Below are 22661 nucleotides of genomic sequence, written 5' to 3'. Positions count from 1 at the left end.
AATATCGTTTTAAAAAATTTCAAACGACATTTTAACGTGACAATCTAAGTTATTGATATATCTTTAAAAACACAACATAGGAGGTGAGCCGATGGACAGGAAGACCGACGTATACAAGCTGAGCGAGTACATAAGCCTATTGAAAGACCTTCAGTCCTTCTGCTGGGAAGAGGCGGACTACGCGGACGAGTGCAAACCTATAGATGTAAGGAGGCTCAACGGGGAAAGGAGGAGGAAGGAGGACTACTACGTAGATTACTCGGACATAGTCAGCTATAAGTGATCAAGCCAGCTCTCTGAGAGTACTGTGTAACGCCTCAAGGAAGGCTTCGTTCTCTTGGGGCTTTCCCACGCTGACCCGCAGACACCTGTCAAGCCCGGGCAGGTAAGACATGTTTCTTATCAAAACCCCCCTTTCCACGAGCCCGCTGTGAACTTCATCAGCCCTGAAGGGCGTTCTGAAGAGGAGGAAGTTTGCTCTGCTCGGGAAGACTTCCACTCCCTCCATACCCATGAGCTCTCGGAACAACCTCTCCCTCTCTGCCACCACCCTATCAACCGAATACTTTATGAACTCTCTCCCTTTTGTGAGGACGACCTTAGCTATTATCTGGGAGGGCATAGTTATATTGAAGGGAAGCCTAACCTTGTTGATCTCCTCCACCACCTCTTCCCTACCTATCATAAGACCTACCCTTATACCTGCGAGACCTATCTTTGAGAGCGTCCTGAGCACAACTGTGTCGTCCCTGGTGAGAGCATCGGATATAAAGCTTTCCCCGGAGTAGTTGTAGTAAGCCTCGTCCACGACCGTGAACAGACCTCTGTCCCTCAACTTCTCAATCCTGTCCCTCATAAAGAGGTTACCCGTAGGGTTGTTGGGGTAGGAGTAATAAGCGAGCACCGCCTTCTGCAAGTTCAAAGACTCAAGGCTCCCTTCTAAGTCTATATCAAACTTCTCATCAAGCTGAACGCAGACCTTAGGTCTCCCCAACACATCAGCCGATATCTCATACATGGGAAAGGTGGGCACAGGTACATAAACACCCTGGTTGAACTCCCCGACCGCTATGGATAGGTAGTATATGAGCTCGTCAGAGCCGTTGCCGAGGACGATGTTGTCCGGAGGAACACCAAAAAAATCACCCACCACTTCCCTTAGCTCCTGAGAGACCGGGTCAGGGTACCTGTGCAGGGGAGCTTTGGACAACTCCTGAGATATAAGAGACCGGAGCTCCCCAGGGAGCTCGTAGGGGAGCTCGTTTGATGAGAGCTTTATCTTTGCTTGTGTTGTTTCGGTCTTATAGGCTTTTAACGCCTTTAGCCTTCTGGACAGCATCAACTCAGGAGGTAGCTTCGGCCGTTTCAGTCTCCTCTTCCTTCTCTTTCTCTTCCTCTTCTATCTTTTTGAGGTACATCTCAAGTTCAGCTACGGTTGATTCCTGAAGTTTATCCTCAAGGATACCTTTGATCAATCTGTTGAGCTTTTTATCATCTCCCATAGCTATACCGCTTAGAACGAGGTAAAGCCTCTTTGGTAGTGAGAGAGAAACCTTCTTATACCTGGGACCTCCTCTTCTTCTTCCCTTTCTTGCCATGATTTCCACCTCCACAAGGGCTGACTTTAATTATTATTTTAGACTATTTTTATACTTTTTCAAACTTTTTATTGAACTCTATTGCATGGTTTATTAACTCACAGTAAACCTTGAAGGGTGTGAGTATAACCTCTATTCTCCTGCTGGGTTCAGCGAGACAGCATGCACTGTTCAGGAGTTCCTTGAGGAGCTCAAGCTTCGTATTTATGGTCTCTATAAGCTCAAGGCGTTCTACTTCCCTTCCCACCTCGTCGGGTATGCCCGAAAGGAAGGTTATATCAAAGTTAAAGACTTCATACTCATCGTATATGGCGTCAAGAACCTCTTCAAGTCTAAGGAGGAACTCCTCTTCCACCTTGAGAAGGAACTTCCCGAGAAACTTCCTCTCCTTTTCGTTTAAGAGTGCTTCACCGAGTATCTTCGTCTCCTCTATGTCCGCCTTTATCTCGGTTTTTATACCCGTAAGCAGGTCTATGTTAAACCTGAGTATCCTGTCGTAGACCAGAACCTTCTCAAGAACCTTCAGTTTTTCCATGCCTTACCTCTGCAAGCTCTTCAATATGAATTATACCCGCTTCCCTGAGGTACTCCCTGAAGTCTTCAATAACCTTAAATCCCTGAGAGCTGAGCAGCTCCCTCACCTTACTGTTTATGCGTTCTCCGTGGGGGTCAAGGTCATAGAGGAGTATAGCCCCCTCAGAAGTGTATTCAAGAAGGTCTGGTATGTCCGCAAACCTCTTCCCCGATAGGGGTATGACGTTGTGTACGCCGTACCTCTTCAGAGCCCTTACATCGTTCTTTCCCTCAACGAGGACGGGATAACTCTCCGAGAGCTCTCTTAGCCTACTGAGCCATTCCTTTAAGTCCTTAAAGCCCATGCCTGAGGTGTTTCATCACGTGCCACATATCTTTATCTCCCCTGCCGGAGAGGTTTATCACCACGATACCTCCCTTGCCGACCTCCCTTGCCACATCAACAGCCTTTATAACTGCGTGGGCAGACTCCAGAGCGGGTATTATGCCCTCGGTCTTTGAGAGCAACTTGAAGCCCTCAAGGGCTTCCTCATCGGTGGCGGAAACGTACTCAGCCCTGCCGGAATCCTTCAGCCAGGAGTGCTCGGGTCCCACACCGGGGTAGTCAAGACCTGCGGATATAGAGTGGGTGGGCAGTATCTGCCCTTCCTCGTCCTGGAGGAAGTAGCTCTTCATACCGTGGAGAACACCTATGTCCCCACCGGTCAGCGATGCAGCGTGCTTACCCGTCTCTATCCCGTAACCTGCAGCCTCAACACCGACGAGGGCGACATTCCTGTCTTCTATGAAGGGGTAGAATATGCCCATCGCGTTTGAGCCGCCGCCGACGCACGCGACCACGGCGTCCGGAAGCCTTCCCTCCTTTTCTAGGATCTGTTCCTTTGTCTCAATACCGATAACGCTCTGAAAGTCCCTAACTATCATGGGAAAAGGGTGAGGTCCCACCACAGAGCCTATAACGTAGTGAGTGGTTCTCACGTTAGTAACCCAGTCCCTAAGAGCTTCGTTTATGGCGTCCTTGAGCGTCCTGCTGCCGCTCTTCACTATCCTGACCTCGGCTCCGAGGAGCTCCATCCTGAAGACGTTGAGTTCCTGCCTCTCCGCATCCTCCTCACCCATATACACCACGCACTTAACACCTAAGAGGGCGCAGGCGGTAGCCGTTGCGACCCCGTGCTGACCGGCTCCCGTCTCGGCTATTACCCTCTCCTTACCCATCCTCTTGGTAAGTAGAACCTGCCCGAGGGTGTTGTTTATCTTGTGGGCTCCGGTGTGAAGGAGGTCTTCCCTCTTCAGGTATATCTTCGCACCGCCCACGTAATCCGTAAGGTTTCCGGCAAAGTAGAGGGGAGTGGGTCTGCCCGCGTAATCGGATAGGAGCTCCCTGAGCTCCTCTCTGAAGCCCTCTTCCTCCCTGAGGGCGTAATACTTCTCCTCAAGTTCCTCCAAAGCGTACATGAGGGTCTCTGGAACGAACTTGCCGCCGAAGTCTTCAAAGTATCCTCTCCTGTCTGGAAGCATAGCCTTAATTATAGGATTTAAAATTCTTTATAAAAAGCTAAATTAATGGCAGGGTGAGCCGTGCTGGAAGGTAAGAGCCTCTTCCTGGAGATAATCAACGACATAATATACATGGTCAGCTTTGAGGACAGTGACAACCCAGCCACAGCACAGGTTCAGTACATAAACAGCAAGGTTAAAGACCTGACAGGTTACTCTCCGGAGGAGTTTATAAAGGACCCCTCCCTATGGATGACCCTCGTCCACCCCAAGGATACCGAGAGGGTAATGAAGGCGACCCTTAAGCTGATAAAGAGAAAGGAATCAATTACGAGGGAGTACAGGGTAAAGACGAAGGAGGGCAGTTACATATGGGTTGAGGACAGGCTCATACCCGTCCTTGAGAAGGACAGGCTCATAGGCTTCGTTGGTGTTGCAAGGGATATAACCAAGAGGAAAGTCCTTGAAGACCTCTCCCTGGAAGCCCTTGAGGTAAATCTAAAGGAACTCTTTGAGCAGAGCGTCTCCCTCCTCAGGGAAGCCATGAACGCAGACCTGGTGGTAATATACGAAGTCCCCGAGGGAGAAGAAGAGGCTGTCCTGAGGGCTGGTAGCGGCATAAACAGAAAGCTGATAGACCGGTACAAGCTCCCCCTTCAGGAAGGAACTGAGTTTTACTACACCTACACGTCCAGAAAGCCTGTGGTAGTTAAGGATGTTGAGAAGGAGAAGAGATTCAAGTTCACCCCGGACACCTACATACTCGGTCTGAAGAGCGGTATATGCCTGCCAATAAGAGGGGAGGAAGAGCCTTACGGAACCCTCTGTGTGTACTTCAAGGACGTGAAATCTCTGTCCCAGGAGGAGATTGACTTCGTCAAGTCCGTATCCAACATACTCGGTCTCGCCATAAGAAGGCACAGGTACGAGAGGGGCTTTGAAGAGTCAGAGAAAAAGCTCCAGAAGGCTAACAGGCTCTACCGGACACTCTCGGTGATAAGCGAGATAGTTCTCAGGGAGAAAGAGCCCGAGTCCATGCTCGCCCAGGTGTGTTACTCGTGCGTGAACTTTGGAGGGTTCAAGGCTGCGTGGGTCGGCTTTGTGGAGAACGGGGAGGTAAAGGTCGTATCCTCCTGTGGTGACATAGAAGGCTTCTTTGAGGAGGTGGAAGCTCCAGTACTCAGGAAGGTCAGGGAGGGTGTGGGTCCCTGTGGCAGGGCTTTCCTAACGGGAGACCTGGTGGTGAACAACGACACGGAGGAGAACGTTAAAGAGGACAGGCTGAGGGAGGGAATGCTCAAGAGGGGATACCTGTCCTCCGTATCCATACCCCTGAGGAAGGGGAACGATGTGGTCGGTATATTCGCCCTGTACGCCGGGGAGAAGAACTTCTTTGATGAGGATACAGAGAAGCTGGTCAGGGAGATAGCGGACGAGGTCTCTTTCTCTCTCACATACATGGAAAAGGAGAAGACGCTACATACCCTATCCCTCGCCGTTGAACAGACCTCGGACTGGGTGCTGATAACGGACAAGGAGGGGAACATACAGTACGCCAACAGAGCCGTGGAAGAGATAAGCGGATACAGCGTAAGGGAATTGATAGGAGACACTCCCAAGATATTCAAATCGGGAAGGCACGGAAAGAACTTTTACAAGAGGTTATGGGAGAAGGTGCTTGCCGGGGAGACCTTCAGGAGCGTATTCATAAACAGAGGCAAGGATGGAAAGCTCTTTTACTTAGATCAGACCATAACCCCTATAAAGGACAGCTTCGGAAACGTTGTCGGCTTCGTAGCCACGGGAAAGGACATAACCCACGAAAAGGAGCTCAAGGAGAAGCTTAACTACATAGCCTATTACGACCCCGTTACAGAACTACCCAACAGGACGAACTTCATAGAGAGGCTGAAGTTCTCCATATCAAGGACAAAGCTCCTCAACAGGAACCTTGCGGTTCTCTTCATAGACGTTGACAGGTTCAAGTACGTGAACGATACGTACGGCTACCCCGTGGGAGACGAAGTCCTCAAGGTTATAGCCCAGCGGATAAAAGACGCCGTCCGTGAGGGGGACACCATAGCGAGGCTGGGAAGCGACGAGTTCGGTGTTGTACTCGTTGACATAGCCCACAAGGAAGATATCCCCAAGGTGATGGACAAGATATTCTCCAACATGGAAAAGCCCATAGAGGTTGAAGGCAAGGAGGTTGTTCTGACGCTGAGCGTGGGCATAGCGGTCTTCCCCGAGGACGGGACGGAGGCAGAAGACCTCGTGAAGAAGGCTGAGATGGCTCTCGCCCATGCGAAGGAGGACGTAAGGAACAGCTACCAGTTCTTCCGTGAGGACATGAACACCCACATAACGGAGCTCGTGCTTATGGAAAGGCACCTCTTCAGGGCTCTTGAGAGGGCGGAGTTCGTAGTCCACTACCAGCCCTACTTTGACCTCAAGAGCATGAAGGCGGTGGGGTTTGAAGCCCTCCTGAGATGGAACAGCGATGACCTGGGCTTCGTCTTTCCCTCCAAGTTCATTCCCATACTTGAGAGCACGGGTCTCATAATAAAGGTGGGTGAGTGGCTCCTGAAGGAAGCCTGCCGTTTAGCCGAGACAACGGGCAAGTCGGTCTCGGTGAACGTATCACCCGTCCAGTTCAAGGACAAGGACTTCCCCAGAAAAGTGGAGAGAGCTATTGAGGAGTGCGGCATAGAGGGCGGATACATAACCCTTGAGATCACGGAGAGCACCATAATGGACGACGTTGAGTTTGCAAAGAAGAGTCTAAGGAGGTTAAAAAAGCTCGGCGTCAAGGTCGCCATAGATGACTTCGGGACGGGATACTCCTCCTTAGCCTACCTAAAGCTGCTCCCCGTGGACTTCCTGAAGATAGACGTCTCCTTCGTCAGGGACATAGACAGAGATCCCGACGACAGAGCCATAGTTAACGCCATAATTCAGCTTGCAAAGAACCTCGGTCTCAGGACGGTGGCTGAGGGTATAGAGAACGAGAAACACCTGGAGATACTGAAGAGTATGGGATGCGACATAGGTCAGGGCTATCACCTCGCCAGACCCATGCCAGAGGAGGAGGCTCTGCGGGTGCTTGAGATATAATTATTTCCATGAGCTCTTACAACCCCAAAGAGATAGAGAGCAAGTGGCAAAGAGTGTGGGAGGAGAGAGGGGTTTTCAGGGCGGAGGAGTTCAAGGGGGATAAGTTCTACGTCCTTGAGATGTTTCCCTACCCTTCGGGTCGTATCCACATGGGACACGTCAGAAATTACACCATAGGGGACGCGATAGCCCGCTTCCTGAAGATGAAGGGGAAGAACCTGCTCCACCCTATGGGATGGGACGCCTTCGGACTGCCCGCAGAGAACGCAGCCATAAAGCAGGGCATTCATCCCGCAAAGTGGACTTACGAGAACATAGACTACATGAAGAGGCAGTTGAAGCTCCTGGGCTTCTCTTACGACTGGGACAGGGAGGTCGCAACCTGCGACCCCGAATACTACCGCTGGAATCAGTGGATATTCCTGAAGATGTACGAGAGGGGCATAGCTTACAGGAAGACCGCGGTGGTCAACTGGTGCCCCCACGACGAGACGGTTCTAGCAAACGAGCAGGTCATAGAGGGCAAGTGCTGGAGGTGTGGAACACCCATAGTCCAGAGGGAGATACCTTCCTGGTTCCTTAAAATAACCGCCTACGCGGAGCGTCTGCTTGAAGACCTTGATAAGCTGGAGGGCAGGTGGCCTGAGAGGGTCATAGCACAGCAGAGGAACTGGATCGGAAAGTCTGAGGGCGCCCTCCTGAAGTTCCCCCTTGACGGGGACTACGTAGAGGTGTTCACCACGAGACCTGACACGGTCTTTGGAGCAACCTTTATGGTTCTTGCCCCCGAACATCCCCTTACCCTCAGGCTCGCAGAGAGGGGCGGCAGGCTTGAGGAGGTGAGGGAGTTTGTGGAAAGGGTCAGGTCTCAGTCCACGAAGGATAGGGCTACCTCTCAGGACAAGGAGGGGGTCTTCTTAGGTGTGTACGCCCAGAACCCGGCTAACGGCAAGAGGATACCCGTGTGGACGGCAAACTACGTCCTCTACGAGTACGGGACTGGAGCCATAATGGCGGTTCCCGCCCACGACCAGAGGGACTGGGAGTTCGCCAGGAAGTACGGAATAGACATAGTGCCTGTGATACTATCTGAGGGGGAAGACTGGGACTTTGAGAAGGGCGCCTACGAAGGCAAAGGAAAGCTCGTAAACTCTGACGGCTTCAACGGCATGGATTCCGAAGAGGCTAAGTCTAAGATAACCCTCTGGCTGAAGGAAAAAGGTCTCGGAGAGCCGAGGGTAACTTACAGGCTGAGGGACTGGAACGTCTCCCGTCAGAGGTACTGGGGAACGCCGATACCCATAGTTTACTGCGATAGGTGTGGGACTGTGCCCGTGCCCGAAGAGGAACTGCCCGTGAAGCTGCCTCTCAACGTTGAGTTTACGGGTAGGGGAAACCCCCTGCAGAGCTCCGAGGAGTTCGTGAATACCACCTGCCCCAAGTGTGGGAGTCCTGCAAAGAGGGAGACGGACACGATGGATACCTTCTTTGACTCATCTTGGTACTTCCTGAGGTACTGCGACCCCAAGAACGAAGAGCTTCCCTTTGATAGGGAGAAGGCTGACTACTGGATGCCTGTGGACACCTACATAGGCGGGATAGAGCACGCCGTCTTACACCTGCTCTACTCAAGGTTCTTTCAGAAGTTCCTCAAGGACATAGGTATGGTCAGGGACGAGGAGCCCTTTGGGAAGCTAATAACCCAAGGCATGGTTCTAAAGAAGTGGGTCAGCGTAGGCAGTCTCTTAGAGTACCTCGGTCTGGACGAAGAGGACGAGGTTGAAACCTTAAGGTCTAAACTTCAAGAACTTGCGGAGGTGAGCTGAGATGTTCAGCAAGGAGTTTGAGATGGGAGTTGGGCTCATCAAGAGGTTCAGGGATACCCTTGAGGAGATAGCAAGGGCTGGCTCTCCCGAGGAAGCAAAGCCCCTGATAGAGCAGATAAAGCACCCCGTATTCGGTGCCATGGCTCAGATAAAGGTCGGTCAGGGACCTCTCAAGGAGGAGATACTTGAAGCGTTAGCGGTGGTTGTATCCCAGTTCAGAGAGCTCACTGACTTTGCAGCCCTTAAGGAAGCTATACCGCAGGTTATAAACCTCGTTGAGCAGTCCGAAAAGCTCGCCAAAGAGGGGGCAGAGCAGAAGGGATGATAAAGCACCTCATAAAGGGAGGGATGGTCATAGACCCCTCCCAGGAGCTCTTAGGCATATACGACATACTCATAGAGGGGGACAGGATCAAGAGGGTTGAGGAGGACATCTTTGAGCCCGAGGCTGAGATAATAGACGCAACTGGTCTAATAGTGGCTCCCGGATTTGTTGACCTGCACGTCCACTTCAGAGACCCGGGGCAGACTTACAAGGAAGACATCCTCTCCGGTAGCAAGTCCGCGGTGGCAGGTGGTTTCACCACCGTAGTGTGTATGCCCAACACGGAGCCCCCCATAGACTCTCCGGAGACGGCTGAGTACATAAGGGCTAAGGCTAACTGCTGGGGGCTGTGCAACGTCCTGCCCGCCGGGACGATAACGAAGGGCAGGAAAGGAGAAGAACTTGCGGACTTCTGGGCGCTAAAGGAGGCAGGGTGCGTTGCTTTCACCGATGACGGTGCGCCCGTCATGGACTCGGACATAATGAAGAAAGCCCTTGAGCTCTCAGCCCAGCTCGGTGTCCCCATAATGAACCACTGCGAGGACGACAGGGTAGCCGTGGGCGCGGTGAACGAGGGTGAGATATCCGCCCTGATAGGGCTTTCCTCCAGACCTCCTGAGGCTGAAGACGTGCTGAACGCAAGGGACTGCGTACTCTCCTACTACACGGGCGGGCACGTCCACATACAGCACCTGACCACAGCCCTCGGCGTTGACATAGTTCGCCACTTCAAGGACAAGGGTGCGAGGATAACCTGTGAGGTGAACCCGAACCACCTCCTCTTCACGGAAGGGGAACTACTCAAGAGCGGTGGAAACGCAAGGGTAAACCCGCCCCTGAGGAAGGAGGAGGACAGGGAAGCCCTGCGGAGGGCTCTCTCCGATGGGACTATTGACTGCATAGCCACAGACCACGCCCCCCACGCGGTATTTGAGAAGGGAAGTGTAGAGGCTGCCCTGCCGGGGATAATAGGCTTACAGACCGCCCTTCCCATAATGCTTGAGCTCGTATCCAGAGAGTACCTCTCCCTCATAAAGCTCGTAGAGCTCATGTCCACAAACCCAGCAAAGGTCATAGGAGTTGAGGGAGGAACGCTCAAGGAAGGTTCGCCAGCGGACGTGGTCATCTTTGACCTTAAGAAGGAGTGGGTCTTAAACGAGGAAACGAATTTCTCCAAGAGCAAAAACACGCCCCTTTGGAACAGAACTCTCACGGGAAAGGTGATGTACACCATAAAGGGCGGAAAGGTTGTGTATAAAGATTAATAACCATGGGAATATTCAAGGAAGACCTCATAAACTTCGGGAACCTCATAGACACGGAGGTAGAGGTAAGGCTGCTGCCCGAGGACTTCAAGAGGGTATATCCAGACCTTGACTTTGAGTTCTCCGACAGGCTCCTCAGGATAAAAGGTAAGAGGAAGGGACTTCTCTTCAAGAGGGGTTTTGAGTTCCGTGGCGGACAGGATGAGAAGAGAGTGTACAACGTGAGAGGCTTTGAGACGGAGGACATGGGTGTCTACCTGCCGATCATATCTTCCGAAGGGGTTGAAGAGCTGTCCAGAAAGGAAGGTATGGACACTGAGGGTGAACACCTGAAGCTGAGCGTCTTTGGAGTCCTGAAGAGGTCAAACATTTACAGGGACATACCCGATGCCTTTAAGGACAAGCTTGTAATAACGAGGTACAAGGTCAGGGACGGCTACCTCTCGGTTTACATAACCGTTACCAAGTAAGGGTTCAGTCAAAGACAACCGTCTTGTTGTCGTAAACGAGCACCTTTCTCTCAAGGTGCCACTTCACAGCCCTCGCGAGGACTATTCTCTCTATATCCTTACCCTTCCTTATGAAGTCCTCAAGGGAGTCTCTGTGGCTGACCCTTATTATGTCCTGCTCTATTATGGGACCCTCGTCCAGGATCTCCGTAACGTAGTGACTCGTCGCACCTATTATCTTCACGCCCCTCTCGTAGGCTCTGTGGTAGGGCTTTGCACCGGGAAAGGCGGGAAGGAAAGAGTGGTGTATGTTTATTATCCTGTTCCTGAACCTGTCCACGAACTCCCGGGAGAGTATCTGCATATACCTGGCGAGGATTATGGTATCTATCCCGTACTCTTCTAATAGAGCCAGCTCCTTCTCTTCCGCCTCCCTCTTGTTCTCTTTTGTCTTCGGTATATAGTAGTAGGGAACACCGAAGAAGTCTGCTATGGGCTTAAGGTCAGGATGGTTGCTTACGACGAGCTTCACATCCCCCTTCAGCTCTCCGCTCCTGAACCTCTGCATGAGGTCGTAAAAGCAGTGCTCCTGTCTTGAGACGAACACCGCAACCCTCTGGAGCTCCCCGCCGAAGTGGAGAGAGTAGTTCATAGAGAATCGCTCCGCGATCGGTTTGAAGGCTTCCTCTATGTCTCCACCTCTGAACCTGAAGTCTGTTATGTCCCACTCCACCCTTGCGAAGAATATTCCCTTCTGGCTGTCTATGTGCTGGTCAAAGTGGAGTATGTTCCCGCCGTTATCGGCTATGAAGCTGGCTATTTCCTTAACTATACCCTTCCTGTCGGGGCAGGATATCAGGAGTATGGCGCTGTCCACAGGGTGGCTCACTCCTTGTTTTTCTCAAGCCTCTTAGCCTTGAGCTTCTGCTTTCTGAGTCTCTCGTTCTTGAGCCTTTCCTTCAGGGTCTTGGGTCTGGGTCCCTTGCTGCCGTCCCCTTCAGCCCCTGCGTAGACAGCCCTGTTCATGAGCTCCTCACGCTTCTTCTCCTCAGCGGCTCTTTCCTCCTCTATCTCCTCCTGAGACTTGAGCTGAACCTGCAGGAGGGTAGATACGGTATGGGTCTTTATGTTGTGGAGGAGTTCCTCAAACAGCTCAAAGGCTTCCCTCTTGTATTCAATCAGCGGGTCTCTCGCCGCATATCCACGCAGGTATATGCCCTCTCTGAGCCTGTCCAAGACGTGGAGATGTTCCCTCCACAGGGTATCAAGCACGTTCAGGAGCACAACCCTTTCCAGCTCCCTCATAGCCTCGGGGCTTCCTATCTCTTTCTCCTTCTCCTCGTAAAGCTCCTTTAACCTTTCAAGGAGGGCTTCTACCAGTTCTTCCTTGTCCCTGACCTTGGGAATCTCTATCTCCTTACCTGTCCACTCCTTGAGGAAGTTCTTCAGAGGTTCAAGCTCCCACAGCTCGGGGTCTTCCTCCGGCAGGAGTCGGTCAACCTCCCTCTCCAGGACGTCCCTCATAAACTCGTATATCTCCTCCTTGAGGTTCTCACCCTCCAGAACGTCTCTCCTCAGGGAGTATATGACCTCCCTCTGGGTGTTCATGACGTTGTCGTACTCAAAGAGGCGTTTCCTTATCTGGAAGTTCTGGGCTTCCACCCTCTTCTGGGCGTTCTGTATAGCCTTGGAAACCATCCTGCTTTCTATGGGCTCTCCCTCTGGTATCTTCAGCATGTCCATGAGCTTTCCTACCCTCTCTCCACCGAAGAGCCTGAGCAGGTCGTCCTCAAGGGAGAGCACGAACCTTGACTCTCCCGGGTCTCCCTGTCTTCCGGAACGACCCCTGAGCTGGTTGTCTATCCTCCTTGACTCGTGCCTCTCCGTTCCCACAACGAGGAGTCCGCCGAGCTCCCTGACCCTGTCCTTCTCCTCCTCCGTAGTCCTGTAAGCCTCTTCAAAGGCTCTCTTCCACTCCTCCTCACTCGCCTCCTCAGGGTTCTTGCCCCGGGACTGGATTATCTCCTTAGCCATGTACTCGGGGTTGCCGCCGAGCAGTATGTCCGTCCCCCTTCCAGCCATGTTGGTGGCTATGGTCACAGCCCCGACCCTTCCAGCCTGGGCTATTATCTGGGCTTCCTGCTCATGGTGCTTGGCGTTCAGTATGTTGTGGGGTATTCCCTTCTTGAGTATCTCCCTAACCCTCTCCTCAAGCTCCTCATCGCTGACGTTGAACTTCTCCTTGAGGCTCTCTATCCTCTCCTTGACCTCTTCCTTCTCAAGGAGCTTCTTTATCAGCTTTTTGTTCTTCAGGAGCGCTGAGAGCTGTTCGTTGTCTTCTATGGACACCGTGCCCACGAGCACAGGTCTGCCGAATAGGTGGTTTACGAGTATCTCCTCCACCACCTTCTCCCACTTTTCCTTCTTGGTCTTGTAAACTAGGTCGGGGAGGTCTTTTCTGATCATAGGTCTGTGGGTAGGTATAACCACAACGTCAAGCCCGTATATCTCCCTGAACTCAAGAGCTTCCGTCTCCGCGGTTCCGGTCATACCGGCGAGCTTCCTGTAGAGCTTGAAGTAGTTCTGGAAGGTTATGGACGCGAGTGTCTGGTTCTCCTCCTTAACGCTAACGCCTTCCTTTACCTCTATCGCCTGGTGGAGTCCGTCAGACCACCTCCTACCGGGCAGAACCCTTCCGGTGAACTCGTCCACTATGAGAACCTCTCCGTCCCTGACTATGTAGTGAACGTCCTTCTTGAAGAGGTGGTGAGCCCTTATAGACTGAACTATCGCATGCAGGAGGTCTATGTGTTTGAGGTCGTACAGATTGTCTATCTTGAGCAGTTTCTCAATCCTGTCTATGCCCTCCTCTGTGAGGGTCACGTTCCTGTTCTTCTCGTCCACCTTGAAGTCCCTGTCGGGTTCCAGCTTGCGAACTACAGCGTCTGCAACCTTGTATATCTCAATGTCAACCTGGGCAGGTCCCGATATTATCAGGGGTGTCCTCGCCTCGTCTATGAGTATGGAGTCCACCTCGTCCACTATGGCGTAGTTGTGTCCCTTGACCTGGACTATGTCCTCTTTGGAGAAAGCCATGTTGTCTCTCAGGTAGTCAAAGCCGAACTCGTTGTTCGTCCCGTAGGTTATGTTGGCGCTGTAAGCCTCCCTTCTCTGAACCTCCTTCAGCACCGTGAAGAACGCCTTCTTGGCGTCTATGTTCACCATGTCCGATGAAATTGACTCCTCAAAGAAGCCCTTGGGCCACACCCTCAGGTCTCTCTCTATCGCTTCCTCAAAGACCTCCTCGTTAGCCCACTCCACCCTGTAGGAGAGCCCGTCGGAGTTGATCACGCCCACCTCAAGCCCGAGGAACTTGTATATGGGTCCCATCCACTGGGCGTCCCTCCGGGCGAGGTAGTCGTTCACTGTAACTATGTGCACGCCCTCATCGGTCATACCGTTAACGGCAGCCGACAGGGTGGCTACGAGGGTCTTACCCTCTCCCGTCTTCATCTCAGCTATCTTGCCCTGATGCAGGACGAAACCACCTATGAGCTGAACATCAAAGTGTCTGAGTCCGAGAGTTCTCTTTCCTGCTTCCCTAACGAGGGCAAACGCCTCTACAACCTCATCGGTTATCCTCCCCCTTATCACCTCTTCCTTGAGGTCCTCGTTCAGCCTTATGTTGTCGTATAGTTCCTGAGCTCTTTTGACGAGCTCCCTGTTGCTGAGCTGGTCAAGCTCCCTCTCAAGTTCGTTCACTCTCTTTACGAAAGGTCTGAGTCTCTTTATCTCCCTTTCGTTTTTAGTTCCAAGTATCCTCTTTAGAATCCAACCTATCATGTTTTTAAACTCCCGAGTTTCTTAATTTAAATAGTTTAAAATAAAACCGCAAGGTAGCACCGTGAAGGCAGAACAGAGACAGGAACTGGTAGAACTCTTAAGAAAAGCCATATACGAGCTGACAGGCAACTACTACCCCGACGAGAGGATGAAGATACTTGAGTACAAGCTTGAGAGGCTGCTAAAGAGCATGAATGTGAACGCCGACACACCCGAGGGCATAATCTCCTTCTTCCTAAAGACACCTGAGAACAGAAAGCTCCTTATAGACCTCATGACCGTGCCCGAAACACGCTTCTTCAGGGAGAAGGAACAGCTTGATGTGCTCTTTGACAACCTCCTGAAGGGTAGATACAGTCTGGAGATAGCGAGCGTTGGATGTTCCACCGGTCAGGAGCCCTACACCCTCGCCATGATGATGGCAAAGAGGGGTATAGGCGGCAAGGTCGTGGGTATGGACATAAACGAGGAGGTTCTCAAGAAGGCTCGCTCGGGAGTTTACAAGGCGTCAGAGCTCAAGGACATACCGGAGGACTACCGTAGGTTTGTTGAGGTTAAGGGTAGCCTGCTGGAGATAAAGCCTGACATAAAGAGCCGTGTGGAGTTTCACCAGATAAACCTTATAGACCCAGCCACCTTCAGACCCTTTCTGTGCAGGTTTGATGTGGTCTTTTGCAGGAACGTCCTCATATACTTCTCAGGAGACTCCAAGAGGAGAGCCCTTACAAACCTGAGGAGCGCCCTTAAAAGGGACGGATACCTGGTCATATCCTCAACGGAGATACTAAACAGGGAGTACTACGATCTCTTTGAGCCTGTTAAGGAAGGAAGATTCTTTTTCTATAAAAAGAGGGAGACTGGCGATGATAAAAGTCCTTGTGGTTGATGATTCACCCTTTATCAGGCTCGCGCTCAAGAAGCTCATAGGCTCAGCCGAGGACTTGGAGGTGGTCGGTGAAGCCTCCAACGGCAAGGAAGCCGTACGCCTCGTTCAGGAGCTAAAACCCGACATTGTCACCCTTGACATAAACATGCCCATAATGGACGGGTTGACGGCACTCGGGGAGATAAGGAAGGTATGCCCTCAGTGCAAGGTGGTTATGATAAGCGCCCTCACACGCGAGGGTGCCCAGGAGACGATAGAAGCCCTTGAGAAGGGAGCCATAGATTTCATAACCAAACCTACCGATTACCAGGAGCTTTTCAACTTCAAAGAGGAGATCATAAACAAGATAAGAGCTGCCTACGAAACCGGCAGGAAAGTTGAGTACAGACCGAGCGTCACCGTTCCCGAGAGGGAGATAAGGGGCGAGTTCAGCATGCCCCCTGTCGTAGCCCTCGGGATATCCACCGGAGGTCCTCAAACCCTGAACGTGGTACTGCCAAAGCTCCCTGCAGACTTCCCATCACCCATACTCATAGCCATACACATGCCGGACACCTTCACCGCTACCTTCGCAAGACACCTTGATGCCATGTGCAAGCTGCATGTGAAGGAGGCGGAGGAAGGTGAGGTAATAAAGCCCGGCAACATATACATATCCCGCGGAAGGATTCACATGACCTTGAGAGGGACGCCCCAGAGGGCGTACGTCAACTACGTTAAAGACAACAACTACCTTTACAAGCCCTCCGCAGACCTATTACTCTCCTCAACAGCCAAGGTCTTTGGCAGAGACACCATAGGTGTGATAATGACCGGCATGGGCAACGACGGGGCGGAGGGGATAGTTGAAGTCAAGAGAGCAGGCGGAACCACAGTAGCAGAAGACCCAAAGACGGCAATACTCTGGGCTATGCCCGAGAGCGCCATAAAGACAGGCTGCGTTGACTACGTTGTTCCCAAAGAAAAGATGGCTGAGCTACTCATAAAGCTAACGAGCGGTGTAAAACCTTAGCTCAGGTAGCCAGCCTCCACGCCTATGCAGGCGTTGTAAACAAACTGTATCCTGTCCTTGTATTTCTCTATGACCTCGTAATTTTCGGCGCCTGGCTGGAGCCACACCACCTTGGCACCTACCTCAAGAGCTTCCTGAACTATAGGCTCTACGTGGGCAGGGTTCCTGTAAACGTTAACTATGTCTATGGGTTCGGGCACATCCTTCAGAGAAGGAAGAACCTCTATTCCCAGTATCTCCTGTCCGGCGTACTTGGGGTTTATGAGGTAAACCTTATGCTTTCCTTTCTTGAGTACCTTCTCGGTGGTGTAGTAGGAAGGTCTCTCAGGGTTTGAGGATATGCCTATGACAGCTACAACTTTTGCGTTCTTCAGAGCCTCAAGGGCGTCGTCTCTGTGCTGAACTTCCGCCATTCTATTCCTCCTCCGGTTTTCGGTAATGGTGGGCGGTGGCGGACTTGAACCGCCGACCTCCATCGTGTGAGAATTGCATCTGATAAAAAACACCATATACATTCATGCGTCCATATCAATACCTTACAATTATCCTGACGCATGGGTGTTCTCAGTGTATCCAACTTTTCACAACCCTCCACAACCTTATTTTACCCTCTATTTCGGCAGTTTTTCGGCAAAGATTTGTATATTGACTGGAACGTTAAAATGTATAAAAAGCCCAAAATCCAACGTTTAAAAGTCCAATTGTACCCATAGCCTAATTTATAATTTCCCTGATGTTTTCGTCGGGAGAGATAAAAAACGTTATAGCTCTTGGGGACGTGGAAGCTGATAAAGACAGCGGAGACCCGAATAGGGAAACGGAAGCGAGGGCTTTTGAGAACCTCAAGCACAACCTCAGGGGTGTAGCTTCCATACTTTACTACAAACCCCTGCTTGTTTATGGTCGTCAGGTGAGAGAGCCCGATATTCTCTGGATACATCCTCACGTGGGTGTACTCGTCATAGAGGTCAAAGCGTGGAGTCTGGAGTTCTTTAAAGAGTGCAGGATAGGGGACAACGACAGGTTCCTGTGGAAAGGTAAGAGCTTCCCTGACCCGAACAGGGAAGCAAGGGAGTTCGTGAATACCATATTAGACCTCACGGGAAAGAGGGTTCCTGTAAGGTATGTCCTCTACTTCCCAAACCTGACACCTTCGGAGTATGAAGAGCTACCTGAGTTATTCAAAGGAAAGCTCCCTAAAGAACTCTGTCTTTTTAAACACGAGAAGAACGTCCTTTTAAAACTACTCTCGGCTTTTGAAGGGTACCAGAGGAGTATGCTCAAGAAACCCGTTACAGAAGAAGACTTTAACGCCGTAAGAAAGGCTCTCTTTCCCCACAAGACTGTATCCAAGAGTGACTTTTCCTTTACGGACGAAGATATACCTGTGCTGGATATTTATCAGGAAAGTTTGCTCTACAGCCTGAAGAGGGGGTACAGGATACTCAGGGGCACTGCCGGGTCTGGGAAGACTGTGGTTTTGATAGCTAAGGGAGTCCAGGAGAAGCTCTCTGACCCTTCAAAGAGGGTCATATTCATAACCTACGCTAACTCCCTCGTGAGTGAGATAAAGAACTCCATAGGAAGCCTTATAAAGCTCAGAGGACTGCCCTTAAAGGTAGAAGACTTTGAGATAACTACCATACACGCCCTAATGGGGAGGGTATATAGGAAGTATGTCGGTGATAACAGGGATATAGGGTATGAGAGACTTGAGAGCGGAGTAACGGAATACGTTGAGTCTAATACCTTGAATGATGAGGACAGGTACGATGTGATCCTCGTAGATGAGTCTCAGGACTTCAGGAAACACTACTTTAAACTCATCAAAGCTCTTGAAAAGGAGGACACGATTACCGTGTTCGGTGTGGACGAAACACAGAGGATATACGAGTACGAGGAAGATGGGACTGCTCCCTGGGTGTGGTCAGGCGTGGGATACGACGCAAGGGGCAGGACGGATGTCCTCAAGAGGAGCTACAGAAACCCATCAAAGATATTCAAGGTGGCGGTTGATTTCCTTAAAAGGGATAGGGTGCTGGCTGATAGGTTGAAGGAGTTAGAAATTGAAGACGCTTACTCCATAAGGACGGACGAAGGTGTAGTGAGGATGTTTGTGGGAGAAGATGAGTTTGAGCTTGTTGATAGGATACTGAAACACCTTATAGGTAGGGGTTACAACGCCGGAGATATTTTTATCCTCTGTGCTGTCCAAAAACTTGTGAGAGGGTATGCTAAGGTTGCCCAGGACTTGATAGGGAGTGAAAATGTCCGCTACTTCTCCTCCAATTCTCTCAAGCAGTTTAAGGAAGTCCCTACGGACAAGCTGATGGTCATACCCTATAAGTCTGCTAAGGGGCTTGAAAGACCTGTGGTGATAGTGACGGGGACACACATACTCCCCTACGAAAAAAGTAAACTTATGGAGCAAAAGAGGTTGGATAGAAGGACTCTCTACGTAGCCCTCACCCGTGCCCAGAAGGAGCTTTACATAACTGCCCAGGAACTAAAGGGATTCGCAGAAGAACTGAAGGGGATAATAGATACAAACTGATAATCAGTGATTTACACCTGACCTCTCTTTCGGTATCCCCTGATTATCACTTATTACCAACCTGTAACAGAACCTTTCCTTTAGGATATAACCCTTATCTATCAGGGATTTGAAGGCTCTATTGAGGACGGGAGAGGAGGGGTCTTTACCGAAGAACTCTCTTATTATCTGAGCCTTGAAATAAAAGACTTTGCCCTCTGGCGTGGACAGATAATAGAGGGTCAATAACAACCCCTTCTCCTCTGGCGATAACTGATTATCAAAGATAATCCATCTCGGTAGGTGGACGGGTGTAAAGCACAGGGCTTTGAGTTTTAGTTTTCTGCCTAAAGCGTTCTCAACCCTGTAGTAGATGTAGCTCTTAGAGAGGTAGCCGTTTTCTTCAAGGACTTTGACCGCATTCACCACTCTTCCCTTACTGACCTTAGACCTCCTCGCTATCTCGTGGTAGCTGATAACCCCCTCCCTGTCTCCTAAAATAGCCCTGAGAAAAGCATATATGTAGCGTCCCAAACTCCCCACCTCCCTATCTTTAAACAACCCCTCTTCCAAAGTTAAGAAATCTTCAGTAACCATGCTTGTACCTCAGACAATAACGGGGAAAAGTGGCTTGAAACGCAGGTATCTTCCGTAACGCTCCTTAGAGAGAAGCTCTTTAGAGGTGAGGTCATTTATCGTCTTTCTAACCGTATCTTTACTCTCTCCTAAGAGCCTTGAAAAGTCCGTGAGTGGGAGGTAAGCGTAGGTTCCGTCTCCCTGAGCTTCTATTAGAGACCACACGAGGGAAAGGTAAGCCCTTTCTTTATAGGTAAGGGTAGCGGTTGCAAGGGAAGAGGGCAGGTAGATGTTCTTTTTTCCTCTCCTCAGCCTGTAAACACCCGGACGCTCAACAAATAAGAGCTTTCTCCTCACCAGCTCCTTAACCGACCTCCTCGCCTTCTCCTCTCCCATCCCTGTAAAGGTCGCAACCTCCTCATAAGAAGAAAATATTACCTTCCACTCCTTGCTCCTCCTGTGGTAAAAAACTACCAATATACTCCTAAGTGGACTCCTCAAATTATCCCTAAGCCACACACTCTCAGGTATGGTAAATTGCTTCTTCATACTTCTTAATATACCACTTTCCTACCCCATTTTTACCACATTTATTTAACTTTCAAGGACATATAAAGGTGATACGAGAATTTAGGAAAACATATATAGGGGATGTAGGGAGGGGTTCACTTTTAAGTCATTTCACTGAGTATAGAGAGGTAAGCATTATCAAGTTCTTCCGAGCCATGAACAGATTTAAGCTCGCTGAGTATAAGGGATGCGTGTTTCTTTGCTAAGTTATACTCTGTCCAGCCGAAGACTATGTTTAGCGTATAATCTGCGTTTTTTCTTAATTCTGATAGGGTAAGCAATAGGTTTCCTAAATTTGCATACCTATTAGTTCTTAAAAAGGTCTCCCTAACAAGTACATGGGAGATTGCCCTCATAAGGTACATTTTCTCTCTACGCCTTACGTTTAACTCTCTTAGGAGAACCTCTCTGCCTTCAAGGAAAGCACTATAGTAGAAGCGACTCACGGATGTCCTGATTAAAGCCGCACTATCCACTATAGCATGTTGCTGTAGTCTCGGAAGTTTAACAGCTATATCTTTGAAAGAGACGGGACTGAACATTTACACCGGATTGACCATTACCACATACGGACGTCCTGTCCTTCCCATGAGCCTATTAAAGAGCTCTATCTCCTTTTCCACAATACGCCCGGCATCAGACTCTTGCATATTAACTACAAACCCATATCTAAGGTGGTCGCCTTCTATAAAGGCATAAGGGTAAACACCTTCCGAAAAGGAAGCTATCTCTTTCAACTCCTCGTAAGCTTGCCTATAATCCTTGTTCTCTTCAAGGTGGCTCTTAGCCTGTTCAAAGGAGTGTATCCTCTCAATTATCATAAGACCGACTTCAGGAGTCACGTTGTCAAGAAATACATCTTTTCCCATTTCGTTAAGAGCTTCAAGGGCAGAGGGGAAATCTCCAAGATTGACGAGACTTACAACCTTCAACGCTTTCAATTTATTAACGGAAGGAAATTTATCGGCAGGAAACTTCCCGATGGCTTTTTCTAACTCCCTAACAGCCTCTCTTAAAAGTCTCTTATGAATAAGGGCATTTGCTTTGAGGTCAATCAGGTGTATGTAAAGGTTGGGGTCATTTTCCATATAGGGTTCTGCCTTGTTTACAACCTCTATTGCCTCATCCGCCATACCGGCAAGTATGTAAGCCTGCAACAGGACTAAAACAAGGTCAGCCCTCTTGGACTTCCTAACGTCTTCCTCCAGCTCTTTTATTACGTTAAGAACTTCCTCATAACTCTCTGCCGACCTGAGCCTTAATGCGTACCCTTCCGCTTTGCTCTTGGGAAACTTTATAACACCCATACCTTAACTCCATTATTACCAATAGTCTATATCTTCGGCATAACTATGTCAATTTGCAGGCGTAGAAGATAGCTTACTTACTCCCACTATCAAGCCCTCTTCTAAGAGCTTGAAAATGAGAGAATAGGAGTGGCAGGCAGGAGCCTGCCTACGAGAGTTCTCTTTATAGAAGACTTTACACCTTCATCCGATAACAAAGTCCTCATAGCCCTACCTCCGCAAATAGAAAATCAATCGGAAGTGATACCGGGGAATCGCATACCTGCTCTTATTTCTATGTCGTACTCGTCCTCCCCTATCAGGACGTATATCCTCCCGTCTTTACTCAGGTAACGGGAGAACTTCATTTCTGCCCTTGAGGGTTCATTAGGGTGCTCTCTTTCTATTATGGTTCCGGGCATCGTTCTTGGAGGCTCTACCTCGCACCTGATCACCTCTCCCTGATACTTGAGTCCGTGTGCTATCGCTATGGCTTCTACCATCTTCTTCTTTTCCTCAAAAGGCAGGTCGGAGTTCCAATTCTTCTTGAGGTTCTTCAGGTCTTCTGCCAGCTCTCTAAACCTGTCCTGAACCCTCTTCTTCCTCTTTTTCACGTAAAGCCCCCTTTGTCCCTCAATATATATCCTCTTTTCTCTCACATCAACATGGACGTAAACCTTAGCCCTCATTACTTCACCTCCTATATTCTTACTTCAGCCTCACTTCAATCTCATAGCTCTCTACTACCCCATCTACCTCAAAGATGCTGACGTAGATGCGGTGAAAGCTATTGCTATCAAAACACCGCAGGTAAGTAATTCCTCCACCTACCCTGATTTTCAGGACGGAGTAAGAGAGGGAGAAGAAGTAACCGTGAACCTGAGAAGCTATTTTGTTCGTGTCTGTCCTCATCTGAGGCGAAATCCTCTCGGATAGGGCGATGGCGTGTTCTATAACGCTCTTCCGACTCGCAGGTCTTTCCTTCTTGCGAGGTCTTCTTACCCTACTCCCGTCAATAACGAGTGCCCTCTCCATCATTCCACCTCCTTAATTACCTTGTCCACAAGCCTTTTAACTTCCCTATCTGAAACCTTCCACGTCTTCCGAGACTCAATCAGGAACTTGAGAGTCTCATCTTCCAGCTCTCTCCTTACATCTTCGGGAGAGTGGAGAATTCCGTGCTTTGTTCCTACCATCAACATCTTCAGACTCCTTTTCAGGAGCCTTTTAGACAGACTACTGCCCATGACATCACCTCCTATGATTGGATTTCCCTTTCGGGATACAAATACCTACCCAAAGAGGACAGATACTTGTATCCGTAGGGTTAGTGTTGGGAAGTGC

The 22661-nt window shown here is 50.1% G+C and carries 24 protein-coding genes; 9 read left to right on the top strand and 15 right to left on the bottom strand.

Going from position 1 to position 22661, the window contains the following annotated elements; all coding sequences use genetic code 11:
• The first annotated feature begins 91 nt into the window (after positions 1-91).
• The gene (locus tag HG1285_RS11290) at positions 92-283 is read left to right on the top strand and encodes a hypothetical protein (RefSeq protein ID WP_008287041.1); all 192 of its coding nucleotides are present in this window, start codon (positions 92-94) and stop codon (positions 281-283) included.
• On the opposite strand, the gene hisC is transcribed toward HG1285_RS11290, so the two are convergent.
• From hisC to trpB, 5 genes are read right to left on the bottom strand one after another with little or no spacing between them, the layout of a single operon-like run.
• A complete protein-coding gene (gene hisC, locus HG1285_RS11295) occupies positions 284-1339 on the bottom strand; it encodes a histidinol-phosphate transaminase (RefSeq protein ID WP_008287040.1) in 1056 nt (351 codons plus the stop codon). It lies immediately after the preceding gene.
• Between the two features lie 4 nt (positions 1340-1343).
• Positions 1344-1598, bottom strand: coding sequence for a hypothetical protein (locus tag HG1285_RS11300; RefSeq protein WP_008287039.1), 255 nt, complete (start codon positions 1596-1598; stop codon positions 1344-1346).
• A 49-nt stretch (positions 1599-1647) separates the two neighbouring features.
• On the bottom strand, positions 1648-2133 hold the full coding sequence (locus HG1285_RS11305; protein WP_008287038.1) for a hypothetical protein: 486 nt from the start codon (positions 2131-2133) through the stop codon (positions 1648-1650).
• Positions 2111-2476 (bottom strand): toprim domain-containing protein, encoded by a 366-nt coding sequence (locus HG1285_RS11310; RefSeq protein WP_008287037.1) that lies wholly within the window; start codon positions 2474-2476, stop codon positions 2111-2113. Before HG1285_RS11310 ends, HG1285_RS11305 begins: the two co-directional genes overlap by 23 nt.
• A complete protein-coding gene (trpB, locus tag HG1285_RS11315; protein WP_198005431.1) occupies positions 2466-3662 on the bottom strand; it encodes a tryptophan synthase subunit beta in 1197 nt (398 codons plus the stop codon). The genes HG1285_RS11310 and trpB overlap by 11 nt, the downstream gene beginning before the upstream one ends.
• A 51-nt stretch (positions 3663-3713) precedes the next feature.
• Between trpB and HG1285_RS17290 the strand changes: the two genes are divergently transcribed.
• The 5 genes from HG1285_RS17290 to HG1285_RS11335 are packed head-to-tail and all read left to right on the top strand — an operon-like array spanning position 3714 to position 10632.
• On the top strand, positions 3714-6746 hold the full coding sequence (locus HG1285_RS17290) for an EAL domain-containing protein (protein WP_008287035.1): 3033 nt from the start codon (positions 3714-3716) through the stop codon (positions 6744-6746).
• An 8-nt stretch (positions 6747-6754) separates the two neighbouring features.
• Positions 6755-8572 carry a leucine--tRNA ligase gene (gene leuS, locus HG1285_RS11320; protein ID WP_008287034.1) on the top strand — a complete coding sequence of 606 codons (1818 nt, stop codon included), beginning with the start codon at positions 6755-6757 and terminating at the stop codon, positions 8570-8572.
• A 1-nt stretch (position 8573) separates the two neighbouring features.
• Positions 8574-8897: a hypothetical protein gene (locus HG1285_RS11325; protein WP_008287033.1), complete on the top strand. Its 324-nt coding sequence runs from the start codon at positions 8574-8576 to the stop codon at positions 8895-8897.
• The gene (locus HG1285_RS11330; RefSeq protein ID WP_008287032.1) at positions 8894-10162 is read left to right on the top strand and encodes a dihydroorotase; all 1269 of its coding nucleotides are present in this window, start codon (positions 8894-8896) and stop codon (positions 10160-10162) included. The genes HG1285_RS11325 and HG1285_RS11330 overlap by 4 nt, the downstream gene beginning before the upstream one ends.
• Positions 10163-10167: 5 nt before the next feature.
• Positions 10168-10632, top strand: a complete 465-nt coding sequence (locus tag HG1285_RS11335; protein WP_008287031.1) for a hypothetical protein — start codon at positions 10168-10170, stop codon at positions 10630-10632.
• Positions 10633-10636: 4 nt separating this feature from the next.
• Here the strand turns inward: HG1285_RS11335 and purU are convergent, their stop codons facing one another.
• Both purU and secA read right to left on the bottom strand, forming a co-directional pair.
• Positions 10637-11488 carry a formyltetrahydrofolate deformylase gene (gene purU / locus HG1285_RS11340; RefSeq protein WP_008287030.1) on the bottom strand — a complete coding sequence of 284 codons (852 nt, stop codon included), beginning with the start codon at positions 11486-11488 and terminating at the stop codon, positions 10637-10639.
• An 8-nt stretch (positions 11489-11496) separates the two neighbouring features.
• Entirely contained in the window at positions 11497-14454 is a 2958-nt protein-coding gene (secA, locus tag HG1285_RS11345) for a preprotein translocase subunit SecA (protein WP_008287029.1), read from the bottom strand.
• A gap of 61 nt (positions 14455-14515) precedes the next feature.
• Here secA and HG1285_RS11350 point away from each other — a divergent pair, with 61 nt between their 5' ends.
• Both HG1285_RS11350 and HG1285_RS11355 read left to right on the top strand, forming a co-directional pair.
• Complete coding sequence (locus tag HG1285_RS11350; RefSeq protein ID WP_008287028.1) at positions 14516-15340, top strand: protein-glutamate O-methyltransferase CheR; 825 nt, start codon at positions 14516-14518, stop codon at positions 15338-15340.
• A complete protein-coding gene (locus HG1285_RS11355; protein ID WP_008287027.1) occupies positions 15318-16352 on the top strand; it encodes a chemotaxis response regulator protein-glutamate methylesterase in 1035 nt (344 codons plus the stop codon). Before HG1285_RS11350 ends, HG1285_RS11355 begins: the two co-directional genes overlap by 23 nt.
• Here HG1285_RS11355 and HG1285_RS11360 read toward each other — a convergent pair.
• Positions 16349-16765, bottom strand: a complete 417-nt coding sequence (locus HG1285_RS11360) for a CoA-binding protein (protein WP_008287026.1) — start codon at positions 16763-16765, stop codon at positions 16349-16351. The two genes, HG1285_RS11355 and HG1285_RS11360, sit on opposite strands and share 4 nt — an antisense overlap.
• A 320-nt stretch (positions 16766-17085) precedes the next feature.
• Between HG1285_RS11360 and HG1285_RS11365 the strand changes: the two genes are divergently transcribed.
• Entirely contained in the window at positions 17086-18906 is a 1821-nt protein-coding gene (locus HG1285_RS11365) for a UvrD-helicase domain-containing protein (RefSeq protein WP_008287025.1), read from the top strand.
• A gap of 3 nt (positions 18907-18909) precedes the next feature.
• On the opposite strand, the gene HG1285_RS11370 is transcribed toward HG1285_RS11365, so the two are convergent.
• The 7 genes from HG1285_RS11370 to HG1285_RS11400 form a co-directional block, all read right to left on the bottom strand.
• A complete protein-coding gene (locus tag HG1285_RS11370; RefSeq protein WP_032496519.1) occupies positions 18910-19482 on the bottom strand; it encodes a helix-turn-helix domain-containing protein in 573 nt (190 codons plus the stop codon).
• Between the two features lie 9 nt (positions 19483-19491).
• Positions 19492-19938 (bottom strand): hypothetical protein, encoded by a 447-nt coding sequence (locus HG1285_RS11375; RefSeq protein WP_008287023.1) that lies wholly within the window; start codon positions 19936-19938, stop codon positions 19492-19494.
• Positions 19939-20132: 194 nt separating this feature from the next.
• A complete protein-coding gene (locus HG1285_RS11380; protein ID WP_008287022.1) occupies positions 20133-20573 on the bottom strand; it encodes a hypothetical protein in 441 nt (146 codons plus the stop codon).
• Positions 20574-21338 (bottom strand): hypothetical protein, encoded by a 765-nt coding sequence (locus HG1285_RS11385; protein WP_008287021.1) that lies wholly within the window; start codon positions 21336-21338, stop codon positions 20574-20576.
• A 230-nt stretch (positions 21339-21568) separates the two neighbouring features.
• Positions 21569-22006 (bottom strand): hypothetical protein, encoded by a 438-nt coding sequence (locus HG1285_RS11390; protein WP_008287020.1) that lies wholly within the window; start codon positions 22004-22006, stop codon positions 21569-21571.
• A gap of 19 nt (positions 22007-22025) precedes the next feature.
• On the bottom strand, positions 22026-22355 hold the full coding sequence (locus HG1285_RS11395) for a hypothetical protein (protein ID WP_157560523.1): 330 nt from the start codon (positions 22353-22355) through the stop codon (positions 22026-22028).
• Entirely contained in the window at positions 22352-22564 is a 213-nt protein-coding gene (locus HG1285_RS11400) for a hypothetical protein (protein WP_008287018.1), read from the bottom strand. Before HG1285_RS11400 ends, HG1285_RS11395 begins: the two co-directional genes overlap by 4 nt.
• Between the last annotated feature and the right edge of the window lie 97 nt (positions 22565-22661).

Source organism: Hydrogenivirga sp. 128-5-R1-1 (assembly GCF_000171895.1).
Note: the sequence above shows the minus strand (reverse complement) of the source record. Positions and strands in the feature narration are given on the sequence as shown.